Consider the following 21,562-nt stretch of genomic DNA (forward strand, 5'->3'; position numbering starts at 1 on the left):
TCTGATCTTGTAAAAAAACAAAGCCCGAGTAAAGACTCGGGCTATAACGAATAAACTTACTAAGTTTTTCTACTTGGCGGTAACTAACCTAGTAAGTTGGCAGAGATGAATTTGAACATGACGTGTTCACATATACACCAGAAGCCACTCAATTTTTCGTAGTGGTTTCTAGGCTTATGTTATCACAGCAAGACTTTTTAAGTCTACTGTATAAAACGTTTTCTTGATCAAATCCTCTCTGTTCTTAACTTATTAAGAATAAGAGAATAAAAGATGTCTTATCCTATCTCGGAAATTGTCACCAAAATTGGTGAGATTTCAATTCGCGGCAACATTATCCCTGATCAATGGTATACTCATTTAAGAAATGACAAAGGTAAAATTCAGATCAACTCTGCTATTATTTTAGCCGAGATTTTATACTGGTATAGACCAGTACCTGTTTATGACATAAAAACAGGCCAACAAACTGGGTTTGGAAAGAAATTCAAGGATGACCTTCTTCAACTCAATTATACATATTTCAGCGAAAAATTCGGCTTCACCACAAGTCAGAGCCGTAGTGCAATTATTTTCTTAGAACAAAAAGGGCTTATTTTCCGTGAGTTTCGCGATATCATCGTAGAAAAGCATGCACTCAACAATGTCATGTTCATCAATATCTGCCCCCAGAGAATTCAAGAAATAACAGGACTCCAAGAAAAAACAAATCTGGTCACCACAGAAACACACCAATCTCAATCAAGAAGCCTCTCAACTGTTGGTGAGCCGATTAAGCCGTTCACCCCTAAAGTAAAAGACTGGTCTTCAAAATTCAGCGATGACCAAAAAACATTCCTGCAATACCTTCTCTCAATTAAACCAGAGCATGGTGACCCTATTCAAAAGAATAATGCAACATGGTGGATCAAGCACTTTGGTATAGCAAAGATCGAAACAGCCCTTCAAGTCTATTGGCAGCAAGTTGAAAAAGCTAAAAATGATAGTGACGTGCCTATGCCTGAAAGTATTGGAAAATACGTACGCAAAGCTCTCAATGATGGTTATGTGCCTAATAAAGTTTTAAAGGAAACTCAGGCAAGCAATCAAACAACAAGCTCATCATCTCAAGTATCTACAGAAGCACCAGTCAAATCAATCGCAGAGCAAGACTCTACTGCTGTTTTCCCCTATTCAGAAAATTCACAACAGGGGGTTAAAAATTTTGAAGGAGGAGTACAAAAAAATCAGAAGACAAATACAGAGATTTCTTTGTTGTCTCTGCCTGTAAATGAGGTCAATGATTTGCAAAGCTCGGTGACCTCTTTTGACAAGGCAGATCACACTTCTACTTCCAAGACACACGTAGAAATTGTTCAACAAAAGAAAAAGTTTAATTCTAAGAAGAAAAATTCGGCTCCTAATTGGAGTGAAAACTTTTCTGTGGAAGAAAAAAAATTTCTTGCTTACCTGCTTAAAATTATCCCTGAAAAGGGATCCTTGATTGAAGAAAAGCACGCTACTTGGTGGATTAAACACTTTGGTATTGCCAAGATCAAAACAGCTCTTCAGGTCTATTGGCAGCAAGTTGAAAAAGCTAAGAAAAATCAATCTGTGCCTATGCCTGCAAGCATTGGTGCTTATGTGAGAAATGCGTTAGACAACGCTATTCAGCCATGTCGTGAGGGGGACTTAAAAAACAAGTCATTTGCTGAACGCTTTAAGAGGCATTATCGATGGGGTGACTTAACGATTACAGAACGCTATTGCAGAGTGGAAGGGTCTGGAAAGGAGTGGTATTATCATATGCCTGAAAGTTTGTTTCAAGATAGTCTTAAAACCTTTTACGAAAACTCTTGTACTTTTGAAGAAAGGCTAGTGTTTATAGCTTAAGTTCGTTTGTTGGGCTGGGCTGAATTTTAGATTTTAAACTTGGTTTATATTAAAAAATAAACCACACTTTTACCTTTCTAAAGAGTTGATAAGCAAATTTGATTCTCAAGCCTTATAAAATGACTTAAGGAGTGAAGAAAAGAAATTGGTGCACGAGTTTAGATGGGCAGTTGAAGACGAAGACCTAAATGCAGAATTTGAAATTTGGGACTCATGTGTAGAGGATGGGATAGATGAAACTAACGAGTATAAAACGCTGTGAATCTTTCTACACGACAAAATAAACAGCCTTGTTTACTTATAAAAATAAGTAATAAGAATTCTTTTCTTGTTATTTTATCTTCTATAATTTAGAAGCTATATTAGCTTCGTTTAATACATAAATGTAAAAACTAAGAGTTGCGAATGGATTTAAAAGATTATCTAAAATTAAATCCTGAAATCAAGATTGATGATCTTGCTAAAAAGCTTGGAGTTCATCGCAATCATATTTCTGGAATAATTCATAAAAGGCGAATTCCTAGTTTAGATTTAGCGATAAAAATTATAAAACTTACGAATGATCAGGTGCAGATGGATGATTTAATTCCTAAGCAAGTTGAAATTTGTCCTTGCTGTAAACGTAAGCTGCCTAGAGGTTTTGTACTACCCGAGCATTAAATTAGATCGAATTGATTCATTTGCCAATATCCAATTTTGCTACGCTAATCTAGTCTTGAAGCTTTAGTCACTTAGATCTAAAGTTAGCCCTGTATATTCCACTATTATATTTTCAATAAATAAATTTTTCTTAAAATTGATTGTAAACCACTAATAATTAAATGTTTGTGTTTATTTTTATGCAACGCAACATTTATGTTGCGTTGCATAAATTTTTTATTTAAAATTAAATTTTCAAGCAAGTCATTAGCGGCTTCCTTGTTAGTAAAGGAAAGTATGAAAGAAAAGGAGAGTAAATGTTCACTGCTTTAGAAGCTCGTCTAAGTATAGCTTATGAGCTGGAAGGGTATTATTTGATGGATAGCTTGTTTAAAGAGAATGAGCGGTCAAAGTACGAGCTTAATTCTCTTAATATAGAGAGAGAAGAGTACGCCTTTTATGAGTGGCTAGACAAAGAAGAGTGCGACCGCAGCGTCAGCTTTTAAGGAAATCAACTGATCGTGACACCGGGCAGGGTGTTGCGGTCACATTCATAAGATAATTAGATTAATTGTTTAATTCAATTGGGTTTTTATGAATTACTTTTTAGATGAAGTTAAGTTAAGAAAATTTGCTCCTAGCATTTTTGCGGATTGCAGGGCAAGCTGGACTAGTGAAAGATATGAGTTTATTTCAACAAATGAGTGTCTTCTTGGATTAAAAGAGGCTGGTTTTTTACCTGTAATGGCGTCACAGTCTAGAACTCGACTTAAAGATAAGATCGGTTACACAAAGCATATGATTAGACTACGCCATCGCTCTTTACAAGAAGCGGGGGGAATGGTCCCTGAAATTATATTAACAAATGCTCATGATGGAACCTCTAGCTATCAATTAAGAGCCGGAATTTATAGGTTTATTTGTGCAAATGGGCTTATCATTGGCAATGAACTTTTTTGCCGAAGAGTGCGACATCAAGGGGATGTGACGCAAAAAGTAGTTGCTTCAGCCAAAGATTTGTTAAAACTTGTACCATATTCTCTTGAAATGACCAATCTATGGCAATTAATCCAATTAAACGATCATCAAAAAATTGCATATTCTCTTGAGGCTCCAAAGATCAAATGGGGTGGTGAGATTCCTATAGATCCCGAAAAGCTACTTATTCCAAGTAGAGGACAAGATGAGGGGAATGATGTCTGGACAACCTTCAACGTTGTTCAAGAAAACCTATTTAAAGGAGGACTCAGATACAGAACTTCGAAAGGAGTAAAGCGCCATACTCGAGCAATTAAGTCCATCGAGGAAAATGTGAGAGTAAATACTAAATTATGGGCGTTAACTGAAAATCTAGCTTGCTTGTTAAATTAGATCTTGTTTGCCCCTCCAGAGGGGCTTTTTTAACATGAGGGATTAAAAAATGGAAATAGTGAATCTTAAGAGAAAAATTGCCCGACTAGAGTCGGAGTATGATTATTTATCGACAGAGCTTTCAAATATAGATCATTTGATGCGTCTTGTAGGTTTCAAACATGGAATTAATACAGTCAAAGCAATTGCTTTATCAATGTGTGAGGAGGAGCGCGAGGAGAAATAAGCATGATTTTTTATCTCCCAGCATCCAGGGCGCATGAAGAAGCTTTAGAGGAGAGATTCTTACGAATCTATGGATGATTTCTGAAAAGGAATGGGATTAAAAAGAGGTGCTTAAACTTAAAGTGGTAAATAAATTTTAAAAAGGAATTGAAAAATATTACCAAAATCAAATTAATTGGAAGAATATTTAAATATTTTTGATTCGGTAGAGATAAAAAAACATTTTGTGGTAACATTGGTATATACCAACAAACGAGGTTTACTATGCAGGTCAAGCATTTAGTACAGCATGGAAATAGCAAGGCTATTATTATAGAAAAATCTGTTTTACAAGCTGCAGGCCTAGACGAAAATTGTTTATTTCAAATCGTTGTAGACGCAAACACAGGGATTACGATTCAGTCGGTAAAGCCAGTAAATAGCAAGTTTGAGGAAGCCAAGAAACAAACATTTAAAGAATACGCTCCATTATTTAAAAGATTAGCTGATCGATGATTTTTTTATCGGTTGAAGAAGTTATACATATCCACGATGAGTTAATTTCTGAATATGGCGGTCTGCATGGTGTAAGAGATATGGGATTGCTTATATCTGCACTAGAGATGCCCAAAGCTGCGATGTATGGCGAGTATTTACATGAATCCATCTTCGACAAAGCATCTGCCTATCTTTTTCATATCATTTGCAACCATGCTTTTATAGACGGAAATAAGAGAACAGGTGCTGCGGTACCTTTGATCTTTCTACTTCAAAACGGCAGGAAAGCAAAATATAATCTAGATGATTTCGAGGAGATGGTTTGTAAAGTTGCTAAGGGTTTATTCTCAAAAGAAGAGATTAGCAAGTTTCTGCAATCAAAAGAGCTTTAAATGGCTCTTCATATCCACTAATCGATTTTTCATTTCCTTACCAGCTGTGAATTTAACAGCAAAGTGGGCAGGAATAATAATAGGGGTGCTTGAATTTTTTAGATTCCTTCCAATTTTTTGTTTTCTTCGAACAATTTCAAAAACGACAAAATCTCTAAATTCTAAGCGTTGGCCTTTTCCGAGAGTTTCTAAAATTTTATCTAAGAAAGCTTGAATGATCAATTGAACATCACTAGGGTGAATGTCGTTGTTTGAATAAATATGAGTGATTAGATCTTTCTTCGTGGTGGTCATTGGTTTTCTTGATTCCTTTTTAGAAATGAGTTTGTCTCCGATACCGATTATTTACTAAAGAAAATCTTTTAACTCTCTTTATTCTAAGAGAGATTTGAGGACTTTAAGATTCCTCTCTATTTAAGATATGGCTAGGAAGCGAGTCACTCAATAAGTAAATTACTTTTGACAGCATCTGCATATACAGAAAATAACATATCTGCTATTCTGTAAGAAAGAGGAGGGTATTTATGGAAAAAACAAGTAGATTAAATTTTAATCTTCCTTCAAATATTCATATTTGTCTTAAGAAATGCGCAATAGATCAAGGAATGAGTGTTACTGAGCTTGCCACAATCGCAATACGCGAGAAATTAGCGGCGTTAGAATACGAACAAGATTGTAAAGATGCGGCAGCAGCGCAGGAACGTTTCGTTAAAAATGGTTCTAAAACTATTTCCGCCGAAGAGATGTGGGATTATCTGGGATGGGATGAAGAGATACAAGCTTAAATTCGATTGCGACCTTAAGAAAATTCTTTCCAAAATTCCCAAATATGATGGGGTCTTATTAAGAAAAAGAATGACTTTACTAGAAGAAGATCCGCGCCCAAATGGGGCTTTGAAATTGAAAGGTCAAGATAATTCTTATCGTATCAGGTGTGGCAAATACCGTATTATATACGAAATCAAAGACAATGAATTGATTGTTTTAATTATTGATGTTGATTCAAGGAAAGACGTTTACAAGGGGTTGTAAAGATAGGTCAAATCTGAAAAGGGTTATGAATACTTTTCATAGATTCAAAAGTCTCTTCTACTAGGCTTTTCGCATATTATAAATAATTTTGAAGAGTATTAGTGTGTTTCTCGGTTCAAAGAGTCTATGCTTGATGTGAGCTATTTGGATCTTTAGAATTTTGTTGGGGTTCAAGTCGTTTTTTCATCTCCTTACCAGCCGAAAACTTAACCGCAAAATGGGCTGGGATCACAATAGGGGTGTCTGATTGTTTAGGATTTCTTCCAATTTTTTGTTTTCTTCGAACAACTTCAAAAACGCCAAAATCTCTAAATTCTAAGCGTTGGCCTTTTCGGAGTGTTTCTAAAATTTTATCTAAGAAAGCCTGAATGATCAATTGAACATCACTAGGGTGAATGTGGTTGTTTGAAGAAATATGAGTGATTAGATCTTTCTTCGTGGTGGTCATTGGTTTTCTTGATTCCTTTTTAGACATAAATTTGCCTTTTGATATATTTCCAGTTTAGGGCTGTAATGGCAAAAAGAGAAAAAATAGCATTATAGACTGTAATGGAGAATCCAAAAAAAGACCAGTTGATTTTAGAGCAAGATTCTTTAGATTTTTCGAGCAGATGCATGAAATCATCGATATGATTTATTTTTTGTATAATTGCACAACGATCTGTCACCAACCCTAGTTGTATAAAGATGTGATATGTTGCAAGTCCTAGTCCTAAAGTAAAAATGGCACTTAAAACGTGTCTTACAAAAGCATTATATTTTTGGAAAAGACCTAATGGAGAAGTAAAGAAAACAGCAAAGTAAATGTAACGTTGCCAAACGCACAAAAAGCAAGGATCAATCTTTTCGATTAGCTGGTGATAATATGAATAGATTAAAATCAAGGCTGAGGTAATAGATAACCAAATTAATAGACTATCTTTATTCCATTTTTGATAGTGATATAGAGGTATAATAGTCATGTTTTATTGACAAATTTCTTCTAAAGTAAATTTGCAACCTTGCAACATCTTTTCAATCCCAATTTTATCACCTTTTCCGTAGTATTCTTTTCTAAAACGATTCCAAGAAAATTTATTTTCTTTTAATTTTTGTTTAATCGAAGATTCAGGTTCTTCTAAAAAATTTATGCTATAGATTTGATTTGAACTTTTTGAACTTGAAAATTCACTAGCAAGCGTTTTCCATTTTGAAAAATTTGATTCGTTAGAATTCATTGCAATTTCTAGAAAGGCTCCAAGTAAAATATCTTCATCTAAAAAATCAATATTAGCTTTAAAAGCAATTCTTCCGATGTCGGAAAATTTGATTGCTCGTCTCTTTTTTTCTTTAGCTAAAAGAAGCTTTTTCTTGAGTAGATTTTTTTCGATCCTTTCGTCGATCCTCTTTTTCTTCTCTTCAAATTTATCCATTATAGAATCTCTGTTTAATAATACCTGTTATGTTTTTGCGGAAATTCCATATCCTAGCCAACAGCTGAATTTCAGTGAAGCAAAAAAAGATCAAAGAAAATAATAGCAAATGAAAAAAACAAGATAACCATGAATATAAATGTACGCAATATGCAAACTTCGTTTGCTTGCTTCAAATATTGACTTAAATGGCTTAGATATAATCCGTTGTATACATACTTTAAAACCTTTTGACTTATGGTCAATCTTTAATTAATTTAGATCCATAATGGATTTAGTATGGCTATTGGATTTGCACGCTTAGAATTCGTAAAAAGATCAGCAGGAAAAAATGCCTGTGCAAAGGCTGCCTATAATGGTCGAGAGCAAATTCATTTTAATGGTACAAGTTTTTCTCCTCCGATGACCTACGATTGGTCATTTAAAGAAAAGCCTGTTTACCATGATATTCTTTTGCCAAAAGGAGCTGATCCATCGTTTAAAAATGGTAAAAATTTATGGAATTTAGTAGAGAAGAAAGAGAATAGAATCAATTCACAAGTTGCTTTAGAAATGGTGATAGCTTTGCCAGATGATAAGGCTATTTCTATTGAAGATAGAATTGAACTCATACAAACATTTATAGAAGAGCATTTAGTAAGCAAAGGATTAGCAGTCCAGGTTGATATTCATCAACCAGAAAAACTTAAATCTTATTCCTCTAAAACATTAGATGTTGAAGATTTAGAGCACAATTGGCACGCCCATCTTTTAATAACAACCCGTCGATTTGATGAGAGTGGCCTCGATTTTGAAGATCATAAGGCTAGAGATTTGATGCCCGCGATGCGGACAGTAAACTCTAATGAGTTATCCATTGTTCAGCGAGCGAATGCTGTTGTTGTTAATGGGGTAAATTGGGGTGCCTTATGGACACAATTTCAAAATAAATTCTTTGAGTCGAAAGGTCTTGATCTCCGCGTAGACGAAAATGGTATTGTTTCTCAAACCCACTTAGGTCCTGTTCGTATGCGGAGGAGGGCTTTTGACTTAGAAGAAGAAAATAAGCTGCTTATCGCTTTGAATCAAGAAGAGTCTAAAGATTCTTCGGCTATTTTAAAAAAAATCACAGAAACAAGAAGTGTCTTTAATTTTTCTGATGTCGAACGTTTTATACAGAAAAATGTTCCCTTTGATTCAAGAGATGTTATTCGACAAAGTTTCTGGGAACAAAATGAAATCGTTCCTTTAATTGATTCAAAAACACAAAATTCAACCGGTCAATTTTCCACTAGATCTATTATTGAAGAAGAAAAGTTAATTTTACGTTTAGCGGATAGCATCCAAGAAAAAAAGGCTCTTAATTTAAGAAACAAACAACTCGAAGACGAAGCTTCCGAGCTCAACTCAGAGCAATTAGATGCATTTAGAAGTATCATTAAAGGGAAGAGATTATCTTGTATTGAAGGGCACGCAGGAACGGGTAAGAGTTATTTATTAGGGGCTCTTAAAAATGTATATGAGAAAGAAAGTTATTTGGTTAGAGCTTTAGGTCCTGATGATGCAACAGCACAGGTACTTAAGGAAAAGGGATTTTCTTCTATAGATAACGTATATCGCTTTTTATTTTTGGAACATCACAAGAAAATCGAGGTAAAAAAGAATGAAGTTTGGATTGTCGATGAGACTTCCAAGCTAGCAAATCGCCCTTTGTCTGAATTGTTAAAGCTGGCCAAAAAGCATGATGCACAACTCGTTTTTGCAGGTTGTACTTCTCAACTCCCATCCGTTGAAAGAGGAGGCCTTTTTACAGCTTTTTGTGAGCGCTATGGAGCTGAAGAATTGGTAGAAATACAGCGGCAAAAGCAGCTTGATCAAAGGTCCATGGCACAAAGTTTGGCAAGCGGCCAAATGGCAGCGGCAATAGATAAACTAGTTTCTTTTGGGGAAATCAAGTGGCAAGAGACAAAACAGGAAAGTATTGAATCACTTGTTAAAGCGTGGGCTAGTGATCAAACGGCTTTTCCTAATCAGAGTTTTTTGATTTTAGCTCACTCCAATTCTGAAGTACGCATACTGAATGAGATGGCGCGGCTTTATCGGAAAGAAAAAGGTGAGCTGTCTGATGAAGAGTTTGCTTGCCAAACTAGCGCAGGGAAAATTTATGTCAGCGTTGGAGATAAGCTTGAGTTTCGAAAAAAAGATAATCAATTAGGTGTTGTAAATGGAACTGTTGCAACTCTAGTGGATGTTTCAAATAGCCAATTTACCGTTTATATATCCGACCAAAATCGCCGCATGACTTTTAATCCCGAGGAATACAATAGTTTTCAATTGGGATATGCAACTACTTATTTTCGCTCTCAAGGGCAAACTGTAGACCGTGCCTATGTCTTACATTCACCACAAATGAACAAGGAAAAATTCTATGTCGGTCTGACTAGACATGTTCATAAAGCTACTTTATTTGTTTCGTCAGATGAAACCTCTTGTTTAGCAGATCTTAAAAAGCAGGCGTTTCGGAAGGATAAGAGGGAAAACACACTCAATTTCACGACAGAAGAGCAAATAGGAGAAAGACAATCAGCTATGCAAAGGCAGCAGCGCATATTAGATTTGAAACACTCCTCTTCTGTTGTTTCTAAAGTAAAAGGGCATTCGTTAGGCCTTTGGGATTCATTGAAAAGTAGCATCTCGAGTCATTATCAAAGATCAAAAGATTTGAAGCCTAAAGAAGAGTTTTTTAATCCTAAGATCGATAAAAGCATCTCTAAAGGGCTGGTCGTAAAAATTGATGATCAACATAAGGATTACTCAGTTATTAAAAGTGAGGTGGGTAGCTCATTTAAAGAGATGTTGAGTAGAAATTCACAAAGCCAGGAAGAGGTGCAACCAGCTACCAAAAAAGATCTGGGTGTTAAATGGCAGGGGCTGGATGACAAAGGATCTTCTCTTTTAAAGGGATATTATAGTGCCCTTAACCAATCCTCTGCTTTATACACTCTTGTTAGGTCTGATATGACAGGTAAAGATTTTAAGACGTCTTCCCACTTTAACGAATGGCAAAAATCTTGTGTTCATCGAAATGCCCAAGCATTTGAAGTAATGAAAACAATTCCAAAGCATTTCGTTCAGCAGGCAATGGGCGGGGATGCCTTTCAGATTTTGCAGGATAGAGCTTCAAAGTATGAAAGTTACAACTCTCAAAAACAAGCCGATGCAGTTTCCATATCAGATAAAGTCAGAGAAAAACTTGACCACTTTTTGTATCGGCTTTTTCCTGATGGGCCAACAGGGAGAGATGCGAAAGGTTTACGATTTGGATCTAAACATGCCTTATCGGTGATTTGTAAAGGTGATGAGGCTGGATGTTATTACGATTTTGAAAAAGGGGAAGGAGGAGGTCCAGTTAAACTTGTTCAACATGTACTTAGTATGTCTCGTGAGGACGCTTTAAAATGGATTAATGAGGTTGTAGATGACCAAACAAATATGCGTGTTCCTTCACAATATCATTTTAAAGGCTCTGATAAACACACCGGAGAATGGCAAAGCTTAAAACCATTCAATGAAACAGCACCAGATTTAGAAAAAATTTCACCTTACTTCAACAAAACCTATAATGAAGTTGCGCGGCATGCATACCGCGATCAAAACGGAGATCTCTTATTCTACACTTTGCGTTTGGTTAAGAAATCGAATCCCTCCGAAAAAATGGTATTGCCATTAACTTATGGGCAGTGGAATGGATCAAATGAAGCTTCTTGGTGCTTAAAGGCCCATCAAGCTGACAAAAGAAGCTTATATAAGCTTGAGTTGATTAATGATTATCCTAAAGCAAAGATTTTAGTTGTAGAAGGGGAAAAAACAGCTGATGCAGCTCAAAAACTTTATTCAAAAGAGTCTATGATATGTGTCAGTTGGCAGGGCGGATCTGGAGCTGTAGCAAAGGCTGATTGGTCATCTCTTTTTGGAAGAGATATCGTGATTTGGCCAGATAATGATAAAGCTGGCTTTAAAGCAGCAGAGTCGATTGTTTCAGAGCTTAGAAAGACGGGTGTTAAATCTATTAAAGTTGTTAATCAGGAAGAACTATCAAATAAGTTTCCTGATAAATGGGATTTGGCAGACCCTCTTCCCAATGGAATGAAAGATCAAGATGTTCATAATTTAATTTCATTCTCACGAGAGAAAACGATTGGAATAGGCCAACTTACCTCTAAGACATTAGATAAATCTCAAGCACTTGAAATTCTATGGAGAGTAGAAGAAAGACTTTGGAGTTCTCTAGAACAAAGCTATGAGGAGCGTATTTGGGATCTTAAGCATGAGATTTACAAGGAGTTTAGTCGCTTAGTTTCTCATCAGCAAGTGTTGGAGGCTAAAATTCAATCAGAATGCCAAAACCCAGAACTTTCTCGGCGTATTTCTTTTCAACTGGTTTTAGAAGAGGCTCACAAAGGCAAAAACGGGTTGAGTATTGATGCAATGAAACAGATCCTAACTCATGGGAATTTCAATTTAAGCAAAGACCACATTGAAGAATTAGATAAGCTAATAGCCTCTGCTTTGAGTTTAGGGATGAGTTCAGAGTCTATTAAAAAAGAGATAACCTCTAAATCGATTGATATCTCAAATAAGCCAGCGATTGATTCATTCAAAGCTCAAAAGACCTTAGATAATGATATTAGCATTTAAAAGAGATAGGTTGAAATTTGCAACCGTTGCAAATTTGAAATTTAACGAATCGCTAGCTCGGCTTTGATAAAAGCAAATCCCATAGGTTCTGTATCAATTAGCTTGTGGATAATGTGAGATATTTACAAAATAAAAAGTAATTCTCGATAATAATAATTTTATTCTTCTAAATACCTTTTCTTTGCTTTTTCTAAAACTTCTAATGCTACATCTAAAGGAAATTCCCAATAATCATTAACGGGATGAGAGTAAAAGTAAATAATTGGAGTATCTGTTTCTGTCGAAATTTCAACCCATTGAGCATTATTATAATGAATTTCACATACACAGTTTTCCTTATCAGGTAAACTTGCAATAACCACTCTAAAACTTTTTAAAATTTCGTTATTTGTTAGCATAAAATTAGGGTTCCAATTCTGAAATACACTCAACCTGTTTCCGGATCGACCCGTTTGCTGGCAAAGCACCACGGATTGCTCACTTCAGAGGTTGGAATGATAGCACCTTGCGCATTGAGAATTGTCTTCCATGCTTAATAAATTCACTAATACTTCTCTGAATAAGGATTTAAATCTCTAATATGAGTTGATTCGAATTTAAGAGCCTATTGGGAAATTCTTAAAATGTTGAAGCCTTTTTTAAACTCGGATTTTAAACTTCACCTATTAGTCGTTCATCTATTACTTTATGTTCCATTTTATTTCCCATTTTGACTCTTCAAAAAAGCCAACTAAGTTCTCTAACTTTTCTACCCAATAATCAAAGCCGTTTCCGGATTTGAAATTCAAATCTTCAGATACATAGATTAAATATCCACCGGTATTTTCAAAATCTTCCTTTATTAGAATGTAATAATTTTCATTATCTCCTTTTAATATTTTCCCGATTTTATTTATTTCAATATTTGCTCTAGTCATAAAATGATATATGGTTATTTATATAAGGTTTATTTGCACCCGATTTAAAAACTTCTAAATGAAAATGTGGAATGTTTGGATCATGAAGACCTAGTAAAGAATTGTTATCAATTCGAAAACCTCTTAATCCGTCTGCGCTTCTAAAAACCCCGCTATTTGATTTACCAAGTTGCTTATAATCAGTTCCAAGGAATTTTTTTCCAGCTCTTAAGGCTTCATCGGATGAAACCCTGTATTTACTTGACATCGGACCTGATCCGTTTAAAGTTTCTTCAATTATAGCATTAATTTTACAAAAATTCACATCTTTCGAAGCTAGAGAACCTAAGTTTTTTGTTGATCCTGCTCCACTTCCACTACGATTAAGAGACATGCTAGGTTTCGCAATATACTTAGCCTCTTGTTTTAAAGCTTGGCTAGCCATTCTGGCTTCAAGCATTCCAACCCGTGCAGCTTTGACAACTCCAACTGCTCCTTTGGCTAGTCCATAGCCTCCCATCGCTATTGTAGCAACCTCTAGGGTTGTTGTGGTACCGCTTCGAAAGGCTTGATAGATGGCATTATTAGCATCGACTCCCATAGTTTGTTGGACGAACGCATCAGTTGCTGCTATCTGATTGCTTTGGGAAATCGCAAAGGCTTGCTGAATTTGCAGCCTTTCTTCTAACGAACACTCTAAATCATCACAGCCTGCTGCAAAGGCCAGCGATTGAAAAAGATAAGCATGGCTAGTTAGGAAATCGAAACAACCATGAACACAACCGGCAAAGGCTGCATAAAGGTTCTCTTTTCTTTCTTGCCATTGAACACTAGCCCATGCATCATTACCGGCATTATCGCCAAAAACAGGGGGAATATTCATTGGAGATACCATCAAAATAGTTGGGATTGGTTGCTACATTGCAGCCATCGCGGTACGCTTCGCCGACGAAGCCGTAGGCATCAAAGGCAGAAAGGGGACTGTGATGCAAGTAGGCATAGAGGTTGGGGCCATCGGCAAAACCGAGAGGATCGGTGGTTGTCCAGCGTCCGTTGCTTGGATCATAAAAGCGTCTGCCAAAGTAGATCCAGCCGGTTTCTGGATCGACCCGCTTGATATGTCGGGGACAAAGCAGTGATCAGTCGTACTCTTAGAGTGATGTTTATTTATGTCTTATTTTACACTCCTCAATTTCAGATTTGTAATTTTTGGATATAATGTTAATTAATTCGATGTTATCTGAATAAATTTCAAAATATGTTGTATCAAATGCGCGAATTTCTAATACAATGTCGTTTATCTCTAAAGGTCGAAATGTTAAATTTTCAGTATAGATCTGAGCAGTTTTTGGCCAAAAAATTTCATTTTTGCTAGCAATAAAAACCCCTGATAAAAATTGGAACACTTTGCTTGATTGTTTTTTTAGTTCGTAAGAACTACCAATTTTTATAGGGATATAATCGGAGAATTTATCATCAACAAAAAGATTGTTTGTATTTGATATTATGGAAATATCTGAACCATACCATACGATAGAAGGTAGAAAAGTCTCTAAGAATTCTACAATTTCAACAAGTTGTATGCCTAAACATACGATATTGCTGTTAAAATTATTTTTTAAAAGTCTTGTTAAATAATTAGCTTTAAACATAGATAATATTGTCGGATTCATGGATTTATAATAATTTGAAAAGGAACGGCATCTCCCCGTCCTGGTGTTCCACCGGTTGGGTTGGGCGTTGCTAAATGATCATGAGGATTTGGATGTATGTTGGGTGTTCCGTGATCAGTCCAATCAGTGGTTTTAATTTCTTTTCCGTCATATCCCCATTGTCTTGTCTGTTTATAATCTCCCTTATCACTGGATCTAATACCAATTTGTGTATGAGGAGAATTAGATGACGGTATATTTGCTCCATGTTTATTTCTTGGCAGAGGTAAGGGTTTACCTGTTTCTGTTGATTTGGGGACATAGTCAGTTATATTATTTCCAATGCTTTTTATTGAAGGTTTAATTGAGGTAGAAGCTGCTTTTACTTCTTGTTTCATCAAGCATTTTGCCATTTTGGCTTCAAGAGGCGCTAGTCTACTAAGTCTTGCACAATAAGTAACAGCCTTGACAGCTCCAGTAATAGCTACGGCTAAACTTGCTAATTCTAAGCCAAGTAAACTTGTATCTCGTGCTGCTTGATAAGTGGCATTTTTTGCATCAATACCCATGGTTTCTTGCACAAATCCATCGAGAGCAGCTATTTGAGTGTTTTGTGAGGTAATATGGGCTTGATAGATGAGTAGTTTTTCCTCCATAGAAACATCTAAATTGTCCATGCCAATAATTAAGAATAAAGAGTGAAAATCTTGGCAAGTATTAGCAACAAAATTAACGCAGCCATGTACAAAGCCAGCCACTGCAGACTCAAACCATTCCTGTTTTTGTACGTTAAGCCATGCATCATTACCGGCATTATCGCCAAACACAGGCGAGTATTCATTAGAGATACCATCAAAATAATTAGGATTGGTTGCTACATTGCAGCCATCGCGGTACGCTTCGCCGACAAGACCATAGGCATCAAAGGCAGAAAGGGGACTGTGATGCAAGTAGGCATAGAGGTTGGGGCCATCGGCAAAACCGAGGGGATCAGTTGTTGTCCAGCGTCCGTTGCTTGGATCATAAAAGCGTCTGCCGAAGTAGACCCAGCCTGTTTCCGGATCGACCCGCTTGCTGGCAAAGCGCCATGGATTGCCCACTTCAGAGGTTTGAATGATAGCGCTTTGCGCGTTGATGAGGGTTTCCTCGCCAAACGTGGTATAGCGATAGGCCTCGCAAGGCTTGCCTGTAGTGGCATCAATGAGGCCAACGACATGTCCTTGATGGTCATGAGTGGGCGCGAAGGCGCGTCCTTTGATTTCGATGGCAACGGCAGCGCCAAGCTATACTGAAATTCTCGTGGATATTTTCTAAAGAAAAATCAGCAATCGTCTTCAGGAGATTTGATTGTTTTTAATTGATCTCCAATAAGCGTTTCAAGTTTATGAAGGCCTTCATCGATGATTCTAATGTCTTTTTGATCTAAATGTTCTTTTTCATCGGCAAGAGCAAATGCGTAGACTTCTTCTAAATCAAGCCAACTAGTTCTAAGATCTGCTTTCCAATCTTCATTGGGATCCTCTAGTATATTAATTAATGATTCAATATCTGAGATCAACCAGGCAAGATATATTTTTCCTTTCCTGTAGTCATTTATTTTTTGAATTATCAATTTTAATTGTTTGAAATTAAAATCACTCATTTGTGAGTCAGATTTCTTTTATGGTACTTTCAATTTCAGATTTGTAATGAGTTGCTATTTTCTTTATTAATTCATAGTCGTCCGAATAAACTTCAAAATATGATGTATCGAATGCCCGAATTTCTAGAATAATATCGTTCATTTCTATAGGTCTAAATAAATCTTCGGTACCAATTTTTAGATTATTTGGCCAAAGAATTTTCTTTTCACTGGCTATGAAAACTCCTGATAGAAATTGGACAACTTTATCCGATTCTTTTTTAAAGTCGTAAGAAGTTCCAATTTTAGTAGGAGTGTAAAGGGTAAATTTTTCATCCAATAAAATAGTGTCTGCATTTGCTGTTATAGAAATATCTGAACCATACCAAATTAGAGAGGGTAAAAAATCCTCTAAAAACTCTATAATTTCAACAACTTGCCTACCTAAACATACGGTATTATTGTTGAAACTATTATTGGAAAGTCTTGTTAGGTAATTTTCTTCAAACATGTTTTATTTCCAGTTTTATGGCATAATAATTTGAAAAGGAATGGGCTTTCTTCCAGTGTTTAAAGGTTCCTAATTCTTTGTAATGACGTTTGGTTGCTGTTTTATTTTTGAGATCGCGGGACTTCGCAACTAAATGATTGTAGTTATAACTATAGGCATAGGAAAACGATTGATCGCTTGCTGTAAACTGACTCAATCGTCCTTGAGAATCATAGATGTAAAGAATCTTGTTGTCGCTTGGCTTGATGGTTTTGTTGAACCTGTTTTAGATTATATTCTGTTGCTCTCTTTCGTCGTTTTCTGCTTTGAGTTTTTCTTGATACCTATCGTGAATCTTTTTAATAGGGTCTTTTTCACCGTTAATCAACATTTCAGAAATTTCATATAATTCATCCTCTGTGTATTCAAATTGGGGATCATCTTCCATGCTAAATAAGTATTGCAATATATTATTTGTACAGGGAGTCAAAGCCCGAATGTTATTTGAATAAACACTAAAAGCCCAACGAGAAAGCTTTACAATGTCATAACCTTTTTTTAATTCAGCTTTTAAAGCCTCTCCAAGAAGAGGCCCATCTATTACTTTATTTTCCATTTACTTGTAACCTAATTTCAGCTCCTCTGCTGTTGGAGGATAATGTTGGCATGAGACGTCTTGTCCGTTGATTTGTTTGGGATGTACTCTATTTACGTTGCTCGAATGGTCATAGCATTCCATCCAGCTTCTAGTATTCCCATTTTTGGGGTTATATTCAGTTACGTAAGATCTTCCTCTTGTTGTTCCTGCATTCTTGGCTGATTTTTCTATACCATAATATCGAATTCTACCATCGGGCAATTCACGTATTCTTGCAGCTGTTTGTTGAGATTGTTCTAATTGTGAAAGCTTCTTATTTAAATTAATACCAGCATTAACACTTTCTGCACCACGATTAATAGACATGCTAGGTTTCGCAATATACTTGGCTTCTTGTTTTAAAGCTTGGCTAGCCATTTTAGCTTCAAGCATTCCAATCCGCGCAGCTTTGACTACTCCAACTGCTCCTTTGGCTAGTCCATAGCCTCCCATCGCTATTGTAGCAACCTCTAGGGTTGTTGTGGTACCGCTTCGAAAGGCTTGATAGATGGCATTATTAGCATCGACTCCCATAGTTTGTTGGACGAACGCATCAGTTGCTGCTATCTGATTGCTCTGAGAAATCGCGAAAGCTTGCTGGATTTGGATCTTTTCTTCTAACGAACACTCTAAATCATCGCAGCCTGCTGCAAAGGCCAGCGATTGAAAAAGATAAGCATGGCTAGTTAGGAAATCGAAACAACCATGAACACAACCGGCAAAGGCTGCATAAAGGTTCTCTTTTGTTTCTTGCCATTGAACACTAGCCCATGCATCATTACCGGCATTATCGCCAAACACAGGCGAGTATTCATTAGAGATACCATCAAAATAATTAGGATTGGTTGCCACATTGCAGCCATCGCGGTACGCTTCGCCGACGAAGCCATAGGCATCAAAGGCAGAAAGGGGACTGTGATGCAAGTAGGCATAGAGGTTGGGGCCATCGGCAAAACCGAGGGGATCAGTTGTTGTCCAGCGTCCGTTGCTTGGATCATAAAAGCGTCTGCCGAAGTAGACCCAGCCTGTTTCCGGATCGACCCGCTTGCTGGCAAAGCGCCATGGATTGCCCACTTCAGAGGTTTGAATGATAGCGCCTTGCGCATTGATTAGAGTTTCCTCACCAAACGTGGTATAGCGATAGGCTTCGCAAGGTTTGCCTGTAGTGGCATCAATGAGGCCAACGACATGGCCTTGATGGTCATGAGTGGGCGCGAAGGCGCGTCCTTTGATTTCGATGGCAATGGCTGCGCCAAGCTCTGCTCCATGGCCTGTTCCAAGAATACGCAATTCTTGAATCTGGCCTTTCGCATCGACCATGCCGATTTCATTTTGCCCTTGGTAGAAGTAACGTTCTGAGAGTTTTTTTGACGTCTTACTGAGGCGGCGATTTAAGGAATCATAGCGATAGTCAAACGTTCCTTGAGGCGACTTAACTTGAATGAGGCGATTTAATGCATCGTACTTATAGGTGGTTGTTTGACCCCCTTGCTTCTTCTGAATCAAATTGCCATCGAGATCATATTTGTAAGAGCTATCCTGATCTTTTAAAAGCTGATTCAGCTGATCAAGGGTATAACTCTTTTGATCTTTAGAGAGGCGATTATCAATGGAATCCAGTAAAAATTTAAATTTTAGCCATGAAAAAGGCTCTAACCTCTTCAATCCATAATTATTCAACACAGCCGTTATACAATTATTTTAGCAGGAATATTTCTGTTTATATATTTAAAAAATTAAAAGAATCGTGTCATTTTAATTTAATTGATTAATATCAATCATAATTTAAAATGGTTTAAATTAAGTGTTTCCTTCGTTTGTAAGATTTTCAATTAACTTTTTTATGTTTTCTTCACTTTCTTCAAATTCGGGTCCTGCTTCCATTAGCAATAGATTTTGTAATATTTGTTCTACTTCATCACTGAATTGATTATGACTAAAATAAAATAAGTCGTGAGCCCAATTCGCAATTCGTTTAGGATCATAACCTTTATCTAATTCATTTTTTAATTTGATGCCTAATTGTTTTCTTGTATATTTCATTTTATAGTTCCGAAGCTATGAGTGGATAATGAGGAGAAGTAACAGTTTGCCCATTAATGCTCTTTGGATGAACTCTATTAACATTTCCTGTGTGATCATAGCATTCATACCAACCTCTTGTTTGTCCATTATGAGGAGTATATTCAACCACATAACAAGCCCCTCGAGTTGGACCTGAATTTGTAGCTTTTTTTTCTATACCATAATAACGAATTCTATCATCAGGTAATTCACGTATTCTTGCAGCTGTTTGTTGAGATTGTTCTAATTGTGAAAGCTTCTTATTTAAATTAATACCTGCATTAACACTTTCTGCACCACGATTAATAGACATGCCAGGTTTCGCAATATACTTGGCTTCTTGTTTTAAAGCTTGGCTAGCCATTTTAGCTTCAAGCATTCCAATCCGCGCAGCTTTGACTACTCCAACTGCTCCTTTGGCTAGTCCATAGCCTCCCATCGCTATTGTAGCAACCTCTAGGGTTGTTGTGGTACCGCTTCGAAAGGCTTGATAGATGGCATTATTAGCATCGACTCCCATAGTTTGTTGGACGAACGCATCAGTTGCTGCTATCTGATTGCTCTGAGAAATCGCGAAAGCTTGCTGGATTTGGATCTTTTCTTCTAACGAACACTCTAAATCATCACAGCCTGCTGCAAAGGCCAGCGATTGAAAAAGATAAGCATGGCTAGTTAGGAAATCGAAACAACCATGAACACAACCGGCAAAGGCTGCATAAAGGTTCTCTTTTGTTTCTTGCCATTGAACACTAGCCCATGCATCATTACCGGCATTATCGCCAAACACAGGCGAGTATTCATTAGAGATACCATCAAAATAATTAGGATTGGTTGCCACATTGCAGCCATCGCGGTACGCTTCGCCGACGAAGCCATAGGCATCAAAGGCAGAAAGGGGACTGTGATGCAAGTAGGCATAGAGGTTGGGGCCATCGGCAAAACCGAGGGGATCAGTTGTTGTCCAGCGTCCGTTGCTTGGATCATAAAAGCGTCTGCCGAAGTAGACCCAGCCTGTTTCCGGATCGACCCGCTTGCTGGCAAAGCGCCATGGATTGCCCACTTCAGAGGTTTGAATGATAGCGCCTTGCGCATTGATTAGAGTTTCCTCACCAAACGTGGTATAGCGATAGGCTTCACTAGGCTGGCCTGTGGTGGCGTCAATGAGGCTAACGACATGTCCTTGATGGTCATGAGTGGGCGCGAAGGCGCGTCCTTTGATTTCGATGGCAACGGCAGCGCCAAGCTCTGCTCCATAGCCTGTTCCAAGAATACGCAATTCTTGAATTTGGCCTTTCGCATCGACCATGCCGATTTCATTTTGCCCTTGGTAGAAGTAACGTTCTGAGAGTTTTTTTGACGTTTTACTGAGGCGGCGATTGAAGGAATAATAGCGATAGTCAAACGTTCCTTGAGGCGACTTAACTTGAATGAGGCGATTTAACGCATCGCACTTATAGGTGATTGTCTGGCCTCCTTCTGATAGTCAATGCCAGAACTGTCCGGTCATTGGATGTAGGTGACACGTCCCTTGAGATCATATTGACAGTCTAAGTTAAGTCCATTCCAGGGCTTCACGGGTCAGTTGATCTAATTCATTATAATGATGCTTAGTTGCTGGCTGTGAATTAACTCAATCCATAGCTATAAAGGGTCTTATTGTCGCTTGGCTTGAGGGCTTGATCTTTTGAATCTGTTTTAGAGTTATATTCTGTTACTTTCTTTCGTTGTTTTCTACTTTGGGCTTTTGTTGATGCCTATCGTGAATCTTTTTAATAGGGTCTTTTTTACCTTTAATCAGCATTTCAGAAATTTCATATAATTCATCCTCTGTGTATTCAAATTGGGGATCATCTTCCATTCTGAATAAATATTGTAATAATTCTTTCGAATAAGTAGTTAACGAACGAATATTATTTGAATAAACATCAAAAGCCCAACTAGAAAGCCTTGCAATATCATAACCTTTTTTTAATTCTGATTTTAATGCTTCTCCAATAACTTGTTCATCAATTGTTTTATTTTGCATTTTTTAATATCCTAATAGTTTATCTTTGTAAGTAGGTGGGTAGTGTGGCGCATTAATTTTTTGTCCGTCTATGTTTTTT

General features: G+C 37.0%; 27 protein-coding genes. 10 read left to right on the forward strand and 17 right to left on the reverse strand.

Going from position 1 to position 21,562, the window contains the following annotated elements:
* The first annotated feature begins 273 nt into the window (after nucleotides 1-273).
* The 7 genes from PNK_RS12215 (at nucleotide 274) to PNK_RS12240 (ending at nucleotide 4,976) form a co-directional block, all read left to right on the forward strand.
* Nucleotides 274-1,872 carry a hypothetical protein gene (locus PNK_RS12215; RefSeq protein WP_059062447.1) on the forward strand — a complete coding sequence of 533 codons (1,599 nt, stop codon included), beginning with the start codon at nucleotides 274-276 and terminating at the stop codon, nucleotides 1,870-1,872.
* 405 nt (nucleotides 1,873-2,277) lie between these two features.
* Nucleotides 2,278-2,532: a helix-turn-helix transcriptional regulator gene (locus PNK_RS12220; protein ID WP_059062449.1), complete on the forward strand. Its 255-nt coding sequence runs from the start codon at nucleotides 2,278-2,280 to the stop codon at nucleotides 2,530-2,532.
* A gap of 296 nt (nucleotides 2,533-2,828) precedes the next feature.
* On the forward strand, nucleotides 2,829-3,017 hold the full coding sequence (locus PNK_RS12225; RefSeq protein ID WP_059062452.1) for a hypothetical protein: 189 nt from the start codon (nucleotides 2,829-2,831) through the stop codon (nucleotides 3,015-3,017).
* Between the two features lie 88 nt (nucleotides 3,018-3,105).
* On the forward strand, nucleotides 3,106-3,882 hold the full coding sequence (locus PNK_RS12230) for a DUF932 domain-containing protein (RefSeq protein ID WP_059062454.1): 777 nt from the start codon (nucleotides 3,106-3,108) through the stop codon (nucleotides 3,880-3,882).
* Nucleotides 3,883-3,931: 49 nt separating this feature from the next.
* Nucleotides 3,932-4,108 (forward strand): hypothetical protein, encoded by a 177-nt coding sequence (locus tag PNK_RS13660; protein ID WP_173636877.1) that lies wholly within the window; start codon nucleotides 3,932-3,934, stop codon nucleotides 4,106-4,108.
* Between the two features lie 263 nt (nucleotides 4,109-4,371).
* The gene (locus tag PNK_RS12235; RefSeq protein WP_059062456.1) at nucleotides 4,372-4,602 is read left to right on the forward strand and encodes an AbrB/MazE/SpoVT family DNA-binding domain-containing protein; all 231 of its coding nucleotides are present in this window, start codon (nucleotides 4,372-4,374) and stop codon (nucleotides 4,600-4,602) included.
* Entirely contained in the window at nucleotides 4,599-4,976 is a 378-nt protein-coding gene (locus PNK_RS12240; RefSeq protein WP_059062458.1) for a type II toxin-antitoxin system death-on-curing family toxin, read from the forward strand. Before PNK_RS12235 ends, PNK_RS12240 begins: the two co-directional genes overlap by 4 nt.
* Here PNK_RS12240 and PNK_RS12245 read toward each other — a convergent pair.
* Nucleotides 4,962-5,270 (reverse strand): HU family DNA-binding protein, encoded by a 309-nt coding sequence (locus PNK_RS12245; protein WP_059062459.1) that lies wholly within the window; start codon nucleotides 5,268-5,270, stop codon nucleotides 4,962-4,964. The two genes, PNK_RS12240 and PNK_RS12245, sit on opposite strands and share 15 nt — an antisense overlap.
* Before the next feature lie 230 nt (nucleotides 5,271-5,500).
* Between PNK_RS12245 and PNK_RS13550 the strand changes: the two genes are divergently transcribed.
* A complete protein-coding gene (locus tag PNK_RS13550) occupies nucleotides 5,501-5,761 on the forward strand; it encodes a hypothetical protein (protein ID WP_059062460.1) in 261 nt (86 codons plus the stop codon).
* Complete coding sequence (locus PNK_RS14065; RefSeq protein ID WP_059062461.1) at nucleotides 5,742-6,008, forward strand: type II toxin-antitoxin system RelE family toxin; 267 nt, start codon at nucleotides 5,742-5,744, stop codon at nucleotides 6,006-6,008. The genes PNK_RS13550 and PNK_RS14065 overlap by 20 nt, the downstream gene beginning before the upstream one ends.
* A gap of 124 nt (nucleotides 6,009-6,132) precedes the next feature.
* Here the strand turns inward: PNK_RS14065 and PNK_RS12260 are convergent, their stop codons facing one another.
* From PNK_RS12260 to PNK_RS12270, 3 genes are read right to left on the reverse strand one after another with little or no spacing between them, the layout of a single operon-like run.
* Entirely contained in the window at nucleotides 6,133-6,456 is a 324-nt protein-coding gene (locus PNK_RS12260) for an HU family DNA-binding protein (RefSeq protein ID WP_231909319.1), read from the reverse strand.
* A gap of 19 nt (nucleotides 6,457-6,475) precedes the next feature.
* Nucleotides 6,476-6,970, reverse strand: a complete 495-nt coding sequence (locus PNK_RS12265) for a disulfide bond formation protein B (protein ID WP_059062463.1) — start codon at nucleotides 6,968-6,970, stop codon at nucleotides 6,476-6,478.
* Between the two features lie 3 nt (nucleotides 6,971-6,973).
* The gene (locus PNK_RS12270; protein ID WP_059062464.1) at nucleotides 6,974-7,420 is read right to left on the reverse strand and encodes a hypothetical protein; all 447 of its coding nucleotides are present in this window, start codon (nucleotides 7,418-7,420) and stop codon (nucleotides 6,974-6,976) included.
* A gap of 279 nt (nucleotides 7,421-7,699) precedes the next feature.
* On the opposite strand from PNK_RS12270, the gene PNK_RS12275 reads away from it, so the two are divergent.
* Complete coding sequence (locus tag PNK_RS12275) at nucleotides 7,700-12,097, forward strand: AAA family ATPase (protein WP_059062465.1); 4,398 nt, start codon at nucleotides 7,700-7,702, stop codon at nucleotides 12,095-12,097.
* A gap of 158 nt (nucleotides 12,098-12,255) precedes the next feature.
* On the opposite strand, the gene PNK_RS12280 is transcribed toward PNK_RS12275, so the two are convergent.
* The 13 genes from PNK_RS12280 to PNK_RS12340 all read right to left on the reverse strand — a co-directional run bounded on the left by PNK_RS12280 (nucleotide 12,256) and on the right by PNK_RS12340 (nucleotide 21,483).
* On the reverse strand, nucleotides 12,256-12,495 hold the full coding sequence (locus PNK_RS12280) for a hypothetical protein (protein ID WP_059062466.1): 240 nt from the start codon (nucleotides 12,493-12,495) through the stop codon (nucleotides 12,256-12,258).
* Nucleotides 12,496-12,777: 282 nt separating this feature from the next.
* Nucleotides 12,778-13,014 (reverse strand): hypothetical protein, encoded by a 237-nt coding sequence (locus PNK_RS12285; protein WP_059062467.1) that lies wholly within the window; start codon nucleotides 13,012-13,014, stop codon nucleotides 12,778-12,780.
* Nucleotides 13,007-13,876, reverse strand: a complete 870-nt coding sequence (locus tag PNK_RS12290; protein WP_059062468.1) for a hypothetical protein — start codon at nucleotides 13,874-13,876, stop codon at nucleotides 13,007-13,009. The genes PNK_RS12285 and PNK_RS12290 overlap by 8 nt, the downstream gene beginning before the upstream one ends.
* On the reverse strand, nucleotides 13,848-14,129 hold the full coding sequence (locus tag PNK_RS14070; protein WP_079992963.1) for an RHS repeat-associated core domain-containing protein: 282 nt from the start codon (nucleotides 14,127-14,129) through the stop codon (nucleotides 13,848-13,850). Before PNK_RS14070 ends, PNK_RS12290 begins: the two co-directional genes overlap by 29 nt.
* 27 nt (nucleotides 14,130-14,156) lie before the next feature.
* Nucleotides 14,157-14,645, reverse strand: a complete 489-nt coding sequence (locus tag PNK_RS12295) for a hypothetical protein (protein ID WP_158021830.1) — start codon at nucleotides 14,643-14,645, stop codon at nucleotides 14,157-14,159.
* A gap of 17 nt (nucleotides 14,646-14,662) precedes the next feature.
* Entirely contained in the window at nucleotides 14,663-15,910 is a 1,248-nt protein-coding gene (locus PNK_RS12300; RefSeq protein WP_079992964.1) for an RHS repeat-associated core domain-containing protein, read from the reverse strand.
* A gap of 56 nt (nucleotides 15,911-15,966) precedes the next feature.
* Nucleotides 15,967-16,287, reverse strand: coding sequence for a hypothetical protein (locus tag PNK_RS12305; protein WP_059062471.1), 321 nt, complete (start codon nucleotides 16,285-16,287; stop codon nucleotides 15,967-15,969).
* A gap of 7 nt (nucleotides 16,288-16,294) precedes the next feature.
* Nucleotides 16,295-16,777 (reverse strand): hypothetical protein, encoded by a 483-nt coding sequence (locus PNK_RS12310; RefSeq protein WP_059062472.1) that lies wholly within the window; start codon nucleotides 16,775-16,777, stop codon nucleotides 16,295-16,297.
* 265 nt (nucleotides 16,778-17,042) lie between these two features.
* The gene (locus PNK_RS12320; protein ID WP_059062475.1) at nucleotides 17,043-17,372 is read right to left on the reverse strand and encodes a hypothetical protein; all 330 of its coding nucleotides are present in this window, start codon (nucleotides 17,370-17,372) and stop codon (nucleotides 17,043-17,045) included.
* Complete coding sequence (locus tag PNK_RS12325) at nucleotides 17,373-19,076, reverse strand: RHS repeat domain-containing protein (RefSeq protein WP_059062476.1); 1,704 nt, start codon at nucleotides 19,074-19,076, stop codon at nucleotides 17,373-17,375. It lies immediately after the preceding gene.
* 117 nt (nucleotides 19,077-19,193) lie between these two features.
* The gene (locus tag PNK_RS12330) at nucleotides 19,194-19,436 is read right to left on the reverse strand and encodes a hypothetical protein (RefSeq protein ID WP_059062478.1); all 243 of its coding nucleotides are present in this window, start codon (nucleotides 19,434-19,436) and stop codon (nucleotides 19,194-19,196) included.
* Between the two features lies 1 nt (nucleotide 19,437).
* Complete coding sequence (locus PNK_RS12335; RefSeq protein ID WP_478209999.1) at nucleotides 19,438-20,919, reverse strand: RHS repeat domain-containing protein; 1,482 nt, start codon at nucleotides 20,917-20,919, stop codon at nucleotides 19,438-19,440.
* A gap of 249 nt (nucleotides 20,920-21,168) precedes the next feature.
* Nucleotides 21,169-21,483 (reverse strand): hypothetical protein, encoded by a 315-nt coding sequence (locus tag PNK_RS12340; RefSeq protein ID WP_059062481.1) that lies wholly within the window; start codon nucleotides 21,481-21,483, stop codon nucleotides 21,169-21,171.
* Between the last annotated feature and the right edge of the window lie 79 nt (nucleotides 21,484-21,562).

It is taken from the genome of Candidatus Protochlamydia naegleriophila (assembly GCF_001499655.1).
GTDB lineage: Bacteria > Chlamydiota > Chlamydiia > Chlamydiales > Parachlamydiaceae > Protochlamydia > Protochlamydia naegleriophila.